The organism is Paenibacillus sediminis (genome assembly GCF_017873765.1).
Taxonomy (GTDB): Bacteria; Bacillota; Bacilli; order Paenibacillales; family Paenibacillaceae; genus Paenibacillus_AG; species Paenibacillus_AG sediminis.
Genome location: NZ_JAGGKP010000009.1, coordinates 32,090 through 44,264 on the forward strand (window position 1 = coordinate 32,090; position 12,175 = coordinate 44,264).

The following is a 12,175-nucleotide window of genomic DNA, read 5'->3' on the forward strand; positions in this document are numbered from 1 at the left end:
CCCTTAACCTCCTTGCACGAACAACCGAGTGCGAGCCTTGCGGTAGAGCAGCACAATCGGAATGAGCAGAATGACTAACCACAATAGCTGAATACCGAGTACGTTCCATGTCGTTGTTCCTTGAATTCGGCCTGTAAACACTGAGCTGGGCAAGTACGTAATCGCTTGAAAGGGCAGTACTTTCATTGTGCTTTGCAGCCAGAGCGGAAGGAAGCTAATCGGAATGATGAGTCCGGAAAATAGATCGACAACCGCCCGCTTCATCCGAATCATCCCATCAATGTTCTCGACAAAGAAAGCCATCAAGCCTGTAATAATATTGAGCTGGGAATTAATAAGAAAGCTGAGAAACAGCATCACTAGAAATACAGCCCAAGACGTGCCGCTTGTCGGAAGCTTAATTGGAAATAAGAGAAGTGCAATAACCATTCCTGGGATCATAAAGAGCATAAAGCGAAACAGACCTTCACCCAGTCCTTGCATCATCTTCACAACAACATAGTTATAAGGACGAATAAACTGAATCGCGATGCTCCCATCCCGAACATCTGCGGCAATTTCCCGATCCAAATTGTTAAAATAAAAAGCTCTCGCCATCCAAGAAACTGCGACATAAGTAGTCATCTGAGCGACTGTAAAACCACCCAGCTGCCCCTGTCCGCCATAAATAGCTTGCCAAGTAAAATAATAAACGCCGATATTGAGCGTATATATAGCAATACCAGAATAGTAATTAACTCTGTAAGCGAGCATCGTAAGGAACCGAATACGAATAAAGTCTAGATATGCGCTAAACATGGAGGAGACGTTCACTCGCTTTCTCCTGCTCTATACGTTCATTCGCCGAGCCCGATTGATATATTTGCCGAACGATATCATCTGTATTCGTCTCTACAATTTTAATATCTGTAATATCCGTAGACCCGACGATACGCCCAAGCACATCAGATACGTTAATTTCAAGAGGAATCCATACTTTTGCAGCTAAATCATTTTCTGGCGTCCATTCAACCGGCAGTCCTTGTGTCAGCTCCATTAGCCGTGTCAGCGAATGATTTGAACCAAATTGAAAATGCACTTCGCGGCCTCTGCTCCACCGGTTCTTAAGCTCATCAAGACTGCCGTCATAGATGATGTTACCGTCGTCAAGCATAATGACCCGAGAGCATAGTGCTTCGATATCTTGAAGATCATGCGTCGTTAACAGTATCGTCGTCCCAAATTGCTCGTTTAAAGATTTAAGAAATTGGCGAATTTCCGTCTTCACCACAATATCAAGACCAATCGTCGGCTCGTCCAAAAATAAAATTGACGGGTTGTGCAGCAAAGCGGCAACTAACTCACAGCGCATTCGCTGACCCAAGCTGAGCTTACGAACGGGGCGACTCAGCAAATCTTGCAGCCCCAGTCTTTCCACCAATTCATCAAGTCTTGCTTTAAAGTCATGTTCAGGAACCTGATATACTTTACGCAGCAAATGAAAGGATTCAATAACACCAATATCCCACCACAGCTGGCTTCGTTGACCGAAGACAACACCGATTCCTTTCACAAATTGTTCACGTTCCTTGTATGGCACATAGCCATTTACCTTCAGATGACCTGATGTAGGGACGAGAATGCCGGTGAGCATCTTAATCGTTGTCGATTTACCGGCGCCATTTTCTCCTATATATCCGCAAATTTCCCCTCGGGGAATCTGAAACGAAATATCTTTCACTGCCGCGACTTCGGTATATTCACGCGACAATAAATCAAGGAAAGCGCCCTTAAGTCCTCCTCTGTTTTTCTGGACTTTAAAGGTCTTGCGTAAGTCTTGCACATCGATTGCTAACATAGCTGTTCCCTTCTTGAAAATTGATTGTACGACAAAAAGAAATTATAATGGACAAATGTAATTGACATCAACATGAACATAACTTCGGAGCACTCATTCTTATAATAGCGAAAGGAAGAACACAATGTCGAAGAAAGCTAAACTCACGATATGGTGGGGATTTGCTGCGATTCTAGTTGCAGTTATTGCCTATGCAGCCTATTACTTTGCTTCTTTATATCAAGGTATTGAAGGGATTCAAAAGAAGGGCGAAGACTCCCCTTTCTATCAACTAAAAACGGTAGATACCAATGCGTCAGAGCCGCCGAAATGGGAAGGATCTGAACGTGTTAATATATTAATTATGGGGGTAGATCGTCGGGGACTGAAGAAAGGCGAAATTCCTAGATCAGACTCTATGATGGTCGCTTCTCTTGATCCTGTCAAAAAGAAAATGTATCTTTTCTCCATCCTTCGTGATACTTACGTAGACATTCCAGGATACGGTAAAGACCGCATTAATACAGCGATCACACATGGTCCGAACACGGCGATGCAGGCCGCTGGCGATCTGCTTGGTTTGAAAATACAATATTATGTCTACACCGATTTCCAAGGTTTCGAAGCGCTCGTTGATGCTATAGGCGGCATTGATTTTAATGTTGAAAAAGATATGCACTATGTAAGTAAAGCCGATAACCATGAGTATGATATTGATTTGAAAAAAGGTATGCAGCACCTGGATGGCAAAACGGCGCTGCAATACGTCCGTTTCCGTCATGATGCAATGTCAGATTTCTCTCGAACGGAGAGACAACGTGAATTTCTGAAGGCAGTTGCCGATAAAATGAAATCAACGACAAGCATTATGAATCTTCCGCAAATTTTACAGAAAGTTAGTCCTTTTATTGATACAAATATTTCAGTCAATGATATGTGGAAGCTTGCCAATGTTGCATACGGCAGCACAATGAGCGGCAGTGAACAGGTTCCACCGATGAAATTGCTCGTTGAAAGAAAGATCGGAGGCGCTTCAGTTCTAACGGTCAACGATCCGAATGATCTCAAGCGGTATGTTCAGGACATCTTTGATAAATCTGAGCCCGTGCCTGTATCAAGTGACGGCAAGACTGGTTACTGATGGGGCAAGTTCGGAAATCCGTATGCGACAGCTACTCACTGAACTACAATGACGAAAGGAAGTTTTACGAATGAATCACACGAATTCGGAACGATTATATACAGAAGCACTGCAGCACATTGTCGGCGGCGTCAACAGCCCCTCCCGCTCATTTAAGGCGGTAGGCGGCGGGGCGCCCGTCTTTATGAAGAGAGCACAAGGCGCTTATTTCTGGGATGTCGATGACAATAAATACATTGACTATTTAGCAGCTTACGGACCCATTATTACAGGACATGCGCATCCACACATTACGAAGGCTATTACGAAAGCAGCTGAGAACGGTACGCTCTACGGTACACCAACAGAGCTTGAAATTCAGCTGGCACGTATGCTCAAAGAAGCCATTCCTTCCATGGATAAAGTACGCTTCGTCAATTCCGGAACAGAAGCGGTTATGACCACGATTCGTGTAGCGCGCGCTTATACAAAGCGCAACAAAATTATTAAATTTGCCGGCTGCTACCATGGCCACTCTGATCTCGTGCTTGTTGCTGCAGGATCAGGCCCTTCTACCCTTGGTATTCCAGACAGTGCAGGTATTCCGATGAGCATTGCACATGAGGTCATTACAGTACCGTTCAACAACCTCGAGACACTGAAAGCCGCTCTTGAGAAATGGGGCGACGACGTTGCAGCGGTTATGGTAGAACCCATCGTCGGTAACTTCGGGATGGTTATGCCTAAGGAAGGATTCCTCGAAGGCCTATGCAAGCTCGCTCACGATTACGGCGCGCTTGTCATTTATGACGAAGTCATCACTGCGTTCCGCTTCCATTATGGGTCTGCGCAGACCTTCAGCGGTCTAGCAAACCATGAAGCAATTCAACCTGATTTAACGGCACTCGGTAAAATTATTGGCGGCGGTCTGCCAATCGGCGCTTACGGCGGACGCAAACATATTATGGAGCAAGTCGCTCCGCTCGGTCCCGCTTATCAAGCAGGGACAATGGCAGGCAACCCTGCTTCGATCTCTGCAGGTATCGCTTGCTTAGAAGTATTGCAGCAACCTGGTGTATACGAAGAGATGGATAGACTGGCGGCTCTGCTCACTGAAGGCATTCAAGCATCGGCTGACCGCCATGGCATTCCGCTTACGATTAATCGTATTCGCGGCTCGTTCTCGGCCCACTTCTGCGATCATCCCGTAACAAACTACGATGAAGCGCAGGATACAGATAGTGAAGCATTTGCAGCCTTCTTCCGCCACATGCTTAGCCAAGGCATTAACCTAGCTCCTTCTAAATATGAAGCATGGTTCATAACGACTGCGCATACAGAGCAAGATGTAGAGCAGACGATTGCGGCTGCTGAAGAATCGTTCCGAAGAATGTCTGCAAATAAATAATCTATATACATTCAAAAACCACTCCGATTTACGCCTGTTCGGCAATTGGAGTGGTTTTTTTAGCTGATCACAACTTATGGATTTACAAATGCCGTCTTTAATTGATTACTGAATTGCACATCAAATCCGAGCCCTTTCGCAAGCAGTGCAACAGGTACATATGTTTTGGATTCCTTACCTACCATATTAAGGAATGCTGGCACATCTACAGGTACGGACTGTCCGTTCACTGTAATCGAAGATTTACCAATTGGAATGGACACGACGCGATCTCCATAGGTGATTGTTGCTGTTAAAGTGTGGTTATCCCACTTCGATGTTGCTCCCATTGCATCAACAATATCTTTTATAGCTACATATGTTGTATTTTGACGAAGAACTGGCTTATAAGGGGTATTTAATTCCTTGCCTTTGACGACTACCGATATCGTATTATTGGGTCCTTGAACAGCAACCTGGCGATATTCTCCCCAAATGACCCCCGCGAATACTTTGGCCATTGCTTCATAACCAGATTGTCTTGGATGAATATCCTTCTGCAAAATGTACGTATACATAATTTCGTTGCCAGCAAACTCTTTGGCAATATGAGCAACTTTAACATGGATCCCTTTGGCCACTGCTTCAAGTGCAACCTTGTCAACGGTCTCAGTAAACCGATCGCTCACCTTCATCAGCTTCGGATAGAGCGCTTTATTCGCGATGGCTGGAACCGGTTGATATTGATCGGCAATGACGATATTCGCCTCTCCGTTCAGCTCCTTGATGTCGTTAATAATTGACTGCACATTATTTGTGTATGCTATCAGCAATTCGTCCACACGCGCCTGCAGCTGTTCATCTGTTAAATTAGCAGCTTCCTCCACAATCTCGCTCAGATCATTGCCGCCAATCGTGATCGTAATGACACTCGCGGACTCTAAATCCACCTTCGTCTGAGCTGTTCCCCCAGCGAACTGAGCAATACGCGGATCAGGAAGCCCAGGCTGTATGCCGTCAGATGTAATCGAGGTGCCTTCTTTCACGGCATGAATGTAGTTTTTGAGCCCTTCTGTCTTTAGACCGAGAATTCCATAGTTAACGAACGTTGTTCGGCCGTGAAACAATCCTTGTTCATACAGCCGCTCTACATAACCGTACGGGACTGGATTCTTCTGATCCTTCATCGTCGGTTCATAACCTGCTGTTAACGAGTCTCCGAGCGCTACAATGTGATAGATGCTTGGCAAACTCTCTCCAGCTGCAAATGCTCTGTTCGCTGGCGTAAACACCGTTAGTAGCATCAGTAGTAGGGCTAGTGTTATAAAACTTCTCTTCGCCTGAATGTTCCCCATCTAATTCCTCCCATGAATACACAATTAGACCTATATTATCATAATATTATATTTATTGGCCCAGCAAAAAAGAGCAGCTCCATGTCAAAGGAGGCTGCTCTTTTTTGCATATTATTAACGATCACTTATCGCTTTCCGTCTTATCCGGATTAAATTTCGTCTTCTTCAAATATTCGTCGTATCGTCCATCCAGTTCTTTGGCTATACTGCGATATAATCGAGTTTCTTCTACGATGGGATCCATCGTCGTTTGAATACGAATTTCATACTTAGGTGACATTCGCTCACGTTCCTGCGCATGACGATCTTCTAGCTTTATATCTCCTTCAGTCAACATTTCATTTAATTGACGTTCTACTTCACGAGGATCACTCATGGCTACAAGCTCCTTTCCAAACGCATAACTACTTCTTATACACTTTGGGCCGCACCTGATGCTTTCAACGTTGCAAGCAGTTCATTGTGGATTCGGCCATTGCTCGCAACAGGATGACGAACTGCTAAATGATACGGATTTCCATGAATATCTGTAAGCGTTCCGCCTGATTCAGTAATGAGCAGAGAGCCTGCTGCTAGATCCCATGCATTAAGTCCAATTTCCCAGAATCCGCTCAGCCTGCCGGCTGCGACATAAGCCATATGAAGTGCTGCGGACCCTGCCGTACGAATATTGCGGACATGCGGTGCAACAGCCTGAATACTCATTAGATTGAGCGGTAGCGCAAAATCACGATCAGCTGGCAGCCCTGTTCCGACTAAACTGTCTGCAAGCGAAGTTTCATGTGAAACAGACATACGTTTACCGTGTACATAGGCCCCTTTCCCCTTCTCGGCTACGAACAGCTCATCGCGTGACGGGTCGTATATGACACCGACAATAACTTCACCGTGATGAGCTAGAGCAATCGATACAGAGTAAAAAGGGAATCCATGTACGAAGTTGGTCGTACCATCAATAGGATCAACAATCCATACGTACTCTGCATCCTTGACGCTTTCTACCGCCTCAGCTGAAGCCGCAGGACCCGGCTCTACCCCTTCCTCTCCTAAAAAGGCATGATCAGGAAAGTGGGTATGGATTAATTTGCGGATCATTTGCTCCGCTCCTTTATCCACTTCTGTTACTAGATCATGTGGTGAATACTTGGTATTCAGTTCCTTATACATTCCCAATTTACTCTTAATCCATTCACCCGCTTTGGCTGCGCAATTAATGGCTACTGCTGTGAAACTTTTACCGCTCACAACATAAGGCACTTTATTCTCTGGATTCAAGACACTCACTCAACTTTCTATTTCAATCTTCTAAGTTCATCAAAGAGTTACATACTTCTTACTCCGCTAATAATCATGTTAATAGAGAACAGGACCAACGTAATGCGAAGGAGCCAGAGAAGACCTTTACCGCTCATCCGAGAAGCGATCATCGCTCCAAGCTTGCCGCCAATCCATGCCGACGGAGCAAGCACAAGGACAAGGTACCCGTCGACGTCACCTTCAAACCCATGGATTGAACTGCCAAGTATGGATGAAAGGAAAATAACGAACATCGATGTTGCCGTTGCTACGTGAGGCGGAAATCTAAATAATAGTACCATCAGCGGCACAAATAACGACCCGCCTCCAATACCGAACAACCCGGAAACTAGGCCGACAAAAAATCCGATCAACAGCGCAGGCAATAAATTGTATCCATATGTCATTTGCTGCCCTTGCTCATCCGTAAATGTACGCTTAATTTTCCAATTGATTTTTGCCGGCTTAAGCTTATCTCGCAGGATCATCAATAGTGCCATAAGAAACATAAATATACCGAATATGATTTCAAATGAGCTGCTCTTCATATGCGAAGTAAGTGCCGCTCCAATCATGGAAGCAGGTCCGCTTGTTATAAACAGCAGCCATCCAGTCTTAAAATCGACCCGCTTCTTCTTCATAAACGATAGTGTCGACGAAAGAGCTGTAAAAATGAGCACGGTGAGGGAAGTTCCGACTGCACGTGATGTAGAAATATTTGCATCCAGCAATAAAGGTCCTAAATAGACCAGTGACGGAACGATAATAATACCGCCGCCAAGTCCGACAATGGCTCCAAACGTTGAAGCCACAAGACCAATAGCAATAAGTACAAGTATTGATGTAATCATCATTCCATTTTACGCGGGTTACGCGCCCACGATATGATACCCGCCGTCTACGTAAATAACCTCCCCAGTAATACCTCTGGACAAATGACTCATTAAGAACATAGCTGTATCGCCGACTTCAGCTGTATCTGTTCCGCGGCGCAGCGGCGCTTTCTCTTCCACGACTTTAAGGATGGAGTTGAAGTCACTAATTCCTTTTGCCGCAAGTGTTCGGATTGGTCCTGCCGAAATGGCATTCACGCGAATATTATGAGGACCAAGATCCGCTGCTAAATAACGAACAGAAGCTTCGAGCGCTGCCTTCGCTACCCCCATCACGTTGTAATTGCGCATCACTTTTTCCGAGCCCATATATGTCATCGTAACAATGCTGCCGCCTTCCGTCATTAACGGATATAGACGCTGTGCAACAGCAACAAGGGAATAAGCGCTAATATCACCCGCTAGTGCAAAGCCATCACGAGAAGTATCTACGAATAATCCAGACAAGTCTTCTCCCTTAGCATAAGCAATACAGTGAGCGAGTCCGTGCAGAACACCAAACTCTTCGCGAAGCTTACTTGCTAGTGCTTCAATATCTTCATCGATCGTTACATTACAAGGAAGTACGAGAGAGCCGGGAATCGTATCCGCTAATTTGCGTACTCGTCCTTCAACCCGTTCATTTTCATACGTAAAAGCAAGTCTAGCTCCTTGAGCCGCCAAGCTTTGAGCAATTGCCCATGCGATGCTGCGTTCGTTCGCTACACCCATGACTACATAATTTTTACCAGCTAATAAATCACCCATTTAAAAAATCCTCCTTTTATTTGGGAAAACTACTTGTGTCCAACGTACCTTATTTCACTTGTGATTTCAAGGGCAGCAAGGTTTATTTTATTTCGACCGTTGCTTGATCAATTACAGTTACCCCTTCATTTGCATATTTAGCTAAATCGTTCATCAGTCCAAAAAGGGCAACATCTTTCATCTTGGCTTCAATCATCACATCTAGACGCAGTGTGCTCGGCGCAATGGCTCTAAAGAAGGAAAGCACAGGCTCTACATCAACCCCATCAGCGTGACTGCGCACATCCTTATCATTCTTTGGGCTAGACACGTGAATTTTAGGGGGTAAGGGGTCTGATGCAGGTGCATCCGCTTGTGCGAAGGGGGACTGCCACGTTTTCAGTATGCGCGGCCATAGCTCCCACGCTTCTTCGCCCTCATTGTTCACCCATTGATGATGAATGTCCAGCACCATAGGCAGACCTAAATTTTCACAAACGGTTAATGTTTCAAGCGCATTGAATGTTTTATCATCGTTTTCTAAAGTCATCCGTTCTTTAATACGGTCATTTAGCGAATAGAAATTATGCTGAAATCGTTCTGCAGCCGACCGCTTATCCCCATAAGCGCCGCCAATATGTATGTTATTCTTCGCTCTCGCATCCAGCCCCATGGCATCCAGCATTTTCACATGATGTTCCAAATCCCTTATAGAAGACTGCAGTACGTCCTCTCTCGGTGTACTTAATACGGTGAAATGATCCGGATGAAAAGATACACGCATCCCATGATTCCTCACATATTCACCTACCGCTGCAAAATCTTCGGCCAGTGCGGGAAAAGGATTCCAATCACGCAGCTGTTCATGGGTTGCAAGCGGAATTAATTTCGAAGAAAAACGGTACACATGAATATCATTCGCACGGTTGTATTTCAGCAGGCGAAGCGTATTATGCAAGTTCTCTGCAGCAATACGTTCCAAACGTCTTATTCCCGCTTCTCGATCATTCAGTTTGTTGAAATGAGTCAAAGTCATCGTTTTCGATGGTGAAGCGTTCTTTACTTCCATCGACATCGCTACATAACCAAAACGGACAATCATCAGATGTTCCTCCTACATAGGTTCGAGGCTTCATCCATTTTTACTCATGAAAAAAGGAGAGATCTCTCTCTCCTCATCATCTGCACATTCGAGCACATTTACACATCTGTGTTCGCATATTCTAACTTTTGACGCTTTTCAAAACGATCTAGAGCAAGGCCAATGAGACGATCGAGAAGCTCTGCATACGATACGCCTGTCTCTCGCCACAGCAGCGGATACATACTGTACGGAGTGAAACCAGGCATCGTATTCACTTCATTAATAAGAATTTTCCCATCATCACGTCTAACGAAAAAGTCAGCCCGGCACAGTCCGCTACCTTCAATCGCTTTGAACGCTTGAACTGCGTATTCACGAAGGCGATCTGCCAGGTCCGGATCGATCATAGCCGGAATGATCATTTGAGATTTACCATCAATATATTTAGCTTGATAATCGTAATATTCGCTGGAAGTTACGATTTCACCAGGTACGGAAGCCATCGGCAATTCATTGCCGAGCACCCCTACTTCCACTTCGCGAGCATCGACATTTTCTTCTACGATTACTTTCAAATCAAAGCGGAACGCGAACCCAATCGCTTGTTCAAGCTCTTGACGATTACCTGCTTTGGAAATCCCTACACTGGAGCCTAGGTTAGCTGGCTTCACAAAGCAAGGATAACCTAAATTTTGTTCAATTTGGTGGATAAGCTCATCAGACTCGCGCTCCCACTGGCTGACGTTAAAGTACTGATATTTACACTGCAGCAATCCTGCTTCTGCGAACAATTTCTTCATGATTACTTTATCCATTCCCGCTGAGGAAGCAAGCACGCCTGCACCTACGTAAGGGATATTCGCCATTTCGAACAAGCCTTGGATCGTGCCGTCTTCTCCATAAGTTCCGTGCAGAAGCGGAAATACGACGTCCAGGTCACTGTCTTCTGATGTAAGTCTGCTAAAAAGAATGCTCATCGCTTCCGCTGTATCACCAGAGTTCTCTTGCAGGAGAAGCTGCTCTTGAGAAGTAAATGGCGCCGACAGCTTCTGGCCGACTTTCCAATGGCCTTGCTTCGTTATATAGAAAGGCAACAGTTCATATTTATTGAAGTCAAAAGCATTCATTACCGCAAACGCCGTCTGCAGCGATACTTCGTGTTCTCCTGATTTACCGCCGTAAACGAGTCCAACGGTCATTTTGTCCTTACCCATGAATAACCTCTCTCTTTCTTCTATTTGTCGGGACATCAAAACTGATCGACAATACGCAAGAAACGGTATTTCGTCGATTCCGTCCATGCATATGAATCACGATAATCCCAATAGCGGCTGCGGCTGCTAACCGTATGCGCATTAACAAGCGGCATCCCGCCGGCATCTAAAGCCGTTACCACCGTGCTGTGTTGGTACACTCCGTTCCCATCCCAATCGTAAATGATGACGTCACCAGGACTGAGCTGCTCTGCTCGCTCTGCTTCATCTGCGCGTAAGCCCCATTTACTCGATGTAAGATAGTGAAGCAAGCTGTTCGATACAGCCCAGCTATAGCTCCAGGCTTCCTGTTTACCGATATAGCCCTTATACCACCAGCCCGAATCTCTTCTACCAGTATAGTTTATTGGAGCGCCGCCTGCAAAGAGGCATTGGGAAATATAGCTCGTGCAATCGACTTCAAAAGCAATAAATTCGGGATTAGAAGAATTCCACCACCTATTTGCGTAAGATACCGCCTCTTCTCGTCTATATTGCTTAGGATTTCTATTCGTATGATAGCGAAGGATATCTTGGTTCAAGAAAGGTAACGATTCTGCTTTCTGAGATAGATAGGCGCTATTAGACTCCTTAGGAGCCTGATCATAAATTGGATTTTTCTCAGGAACAATATGCTCGACCTTCGCCACAATCCATGTATTTCCATCTCGAATTAGGGTTAACCGTTCTTTCCTAATCTGTTCCTCATGATGCGTCATTCCGCCCTTCTCATAGAAAATATGACTGTGCAGCTGCAAATCTGCGATCACTTCTCCATCCCTTTGCTCTAACGAACGGAGCACTCTTGCACGTGTCTCGCTCCTTAGCGGCACCGCTCCCCGCTCTTTATACCATACGTTAAGCCTGCGTGTCCGTTCACTCTTTTGCATCAAATAGTTTAAATCAGTGACGATGTTCATCTCGGTCTGCTTCTGAAAATCAATTTCACTCTGATTATATTGATTGACATATAGGAACAACGTATTTTTCCAATCTCGCTCCATGCTAGTCCTCCTCTTATTTCAGTTCTAAAATGATTCATTCGCACAAGCACACATTCAGTCCAATTTATAATCAATATATGACTTGTAGACATTGATTTATAGCCAACCGTCACAAATTATTTACCGCCCTTTTCCGCAAAAACATCTTTACTCCCTGCTAGATTGAAGGTATACTGAAATCGATAAGTAATTATGAAATTGAGTTTCATCTAGTGAAATTGGTGGTTGCTGAACAGTGAAA

General features: G+C 44.9%; 12 protein-coding genes. 2 read left to right on the forward strand and 10 right to left on the reverse strand.

Translation table 11 applies throughout. From position 1 onward, the window contains the following. Positions 1 to 3: 3 nt before the first annotated feature. A complete protein-coding gene (locus J2Z20_RS14320; RefSeq protein WP_209851818.1) occupies positions 4 to 798 on the reverse strand; it encodes an ABC transporter permease in 795 nt (264 codons plus the stop codon). Then, entirely contained in the window at positions 791 to 1,837 is a 1,047-nt protein-coding gene (locus J2Z20_RS14325) for an ABC transporter ATP-binding protein (protein ID WP_209851692.1), read from the reverse strand. Before J2Z20_RS14325 ends, J2Z20_RS14320 begins: the two co-directional genes overlap by 8 nt. A 124-nt stretch (positions 1,838 to 1,961) precedes the next feature. Between J2Z20_RS14325 and J2Z20_RS14330 the strand changes: the two genes are divergently transcribed. Both J2Z20_RS14330 and J2Z20_RS14335 read left to right on the forward strand, forming a co-directional pair. After that, positions 1,962 to 2,957, forward strand: coding sequence for an LCP family protein (locus tag J2Z20_RS14330; RefSeq protein WP_209851695.1), 996 nt, complete (start codon positions 1,962 to 1,964; stop codon positions 2,955 to 2,957). 70 nt (positions 2,958 to 3,027) lie between these two features. Beyond that, the gene (locus J2Z20_RS14335) at positions 3,028 to 4,344 is read left to right on the forward strand and encodes a glutamate-1-semialdehyde 2,1-aminomutase (RefSeq protein WP_209851698.1); all 1,317 of its coding nucleotides are present in this window, start codon (positions 3,028 to 3,030) and stop codon (positions 4,342 to 4,344) included. 74 nt (positions 4,345 to 4,418) lie between these two features. Here J2Z20_RS14335 and J2Z20_RS14340 read toward each other — a convergent pair whose 3' ends face one another. From J2Z20_RS14340 to J2Z20_RS14375, 8 genes are all read right to left on the reverse strand, one after another. Next, positions 4,419 to 5,678, reverse strand: coding sequence for a stalk domain-containing protein (locus J2Z20_RS14340; protein WP_209851700.1), 1,260 nt, complete (start codon positions 5,676 to 5,678; stop codon positions 4,419 to 4,421). 121 nt (positions 5,679 to 5,799) lie between these two features. After that, positions 5,800 to 6,054 (reverse strand): hypothetical protein, encoded by a 255-nt coding sequence (locus tag J2Z20_RS14345; protein ID WP_209851703.1) that lies wholly within the window; start codon positions 6,052 to 6,054, stop codon positions 5,800 to 5,802. A gap of 35 nt (positions 6,055 to 6,089) precedes the next feature. After that, complete coding sequence (locus J2Z20_RS14350) at positions 6,090 to 6,953, reverse strand: inositol monophosphatase family protein (protein ID WP_209851707.1); 864 nt, start codon at positions 6,951 to 6,953, stop codon at positions 6,090 to 6,092. A gap of 47 nt (positions 6,954 to 7,000) precedes the next feature. Continuing rightward, positions 7,001 to 7,825, reverse strand: coding sequence for a sulfite exporter TauE/SafE family protein (locus J2Z20_RS14355; RefSeq protein ID WP_209851710.1), 825 nt, complete (start codon positions 7,823 to 7,825; stop codon positions 7,001 to 7,003). Between the two features lie 18 nt (positions 7,826 to 7,843). Beyond that, positions 7,844 to 8,614, reverse strand: coding sequence for an enoyl-ACP reductase FabI (gene fabI, locus J2Z20_RS14360; protein WP_209851713.1), 771 nt, complete (start codon positions 8,612 to 8,614; stop codon positions 7,844 to 7,846). An 82-nt stretch (positions 8,615 to 8,696) separates the two neighbouring features. Next, positions 8,697 to 9,695, reverse strand: coding sequence for a UV DNA damage repair endonuclease UvsE (uvsE, locus tag J2Z20_RS14365; RefSeq protein WP_209851715.1), 999 nt, complete (start codon positions 9,693 to 9,695; stop codon positions 8,697 to 8,699). Between the two features lie 98 nt (positions 9,696 to 9,793). Beyond that, positions 9,794 to 10,891, reverse strand: a complete 1,098-nt coding sequence (locus J2Z20_RS14370; protein ID WP_209851719.1) for a D-alanine--D-alanine ligase — start codon at positions 10,889 to 10,891, stop codon at positions 9,794 to 9,796. A 35-nt stretch (positions 10,892 to 10,926) separates the two neighbouring features. Beyond that, on the reverse strand, positions 10,927 to 11,934 hold the full coding sequence (locus J2Z20_RS14375; RefSeq protein ID WP_209851722.1) for an amidase domain-containing protein: 1,008 nt from the start codon (positions 11,932 to 11,934) through the stop codon (positions 10,927 to 10,929). Positions 11,935 to 12,175: the final 241 nt, after the last annotated feature.

Excerpts from the sequence above, each read along its gene's own strand:
- J2Z20_RS14320 (WP_209851818.1), bottom strand. The coding sequence starts at position 798 with ATGTTTAGCGCATATCTAGACTTTATTCGTATTCGGTTCCTTACGATG.
- J2Z20_RS14325 (WP_209851692.1), bottom strand. The coding sequence starts at position 1,837 with ATGTTAGCAATCGATGTGCAAGACTTACGCAAGACCTTTAAAGTCCAG.
- J2Z20_RS14330 (WP_209851695.1), top strand. The coding sequence starts at position 1,962 with ATGTCGAAGAAAGCTAAACTCACGATATGGTGGGGATTTGCTGCGATT.
- J2Z20_RS14335 (WP_209851698.1), top strand. The coding sequence starts at position 3,028 with ATGAATCACACGAATTCGGAACGATTATATACAGAAGCACTGCAGCAC.
- J2Z20_RS14340 (WP_209851700.1), bottom strand. The coding sequence starts at position 5,678 with ATGGGGAACATTCAGGCGAAGAGAAGTTTTATAACACTAGCCCTACTA.
- J2Z20_RS14345 (WP_209851703.1), bottom strand. The coding sequence starts at position 6,054 with ATGAGTGATCCTCGTGAAGTAGAACGTCAATTAAATGAAATGTTGACT.
- J2Z20_RS14355 (WP_209851710.1), bottom strand. The coding sequence starts at position 7,825 with ATGATTACATCAATACTTGTACTTATTGCTATTGGTCTTGTGGCTTCA.
- fabI (WP_209851713.1), bottom strand. The coding sequence starts at position 8,614 with ATGGGTGATTTATTAGCTGGTAAAAATTATGTAGTCATGGGTGTAGCG.
- uvsE (WP_209851715.1), bottom strand. The coding sequence starts at position 9,695 with ATGATTGTCCGTTTTGGTTATGTAGCGATGTCGATGGAAGTAAAGAAC.
- J2Z20_RS14370 (WP_209851719.1), bottom strand. The coding sequence starts at position 10,891 with ATGGGTAAGGACAAAATGACCGTTGGACTCGTTTACGGCGGTAAATCA.
- J2Z20_RS14375 (WP_209851722.1), bottom strand. The coding sequence starts at position 11,934 with ATGGAGCGAGATTGGAAAAATACGTTGTTCCTATATGTCAATCAATAT.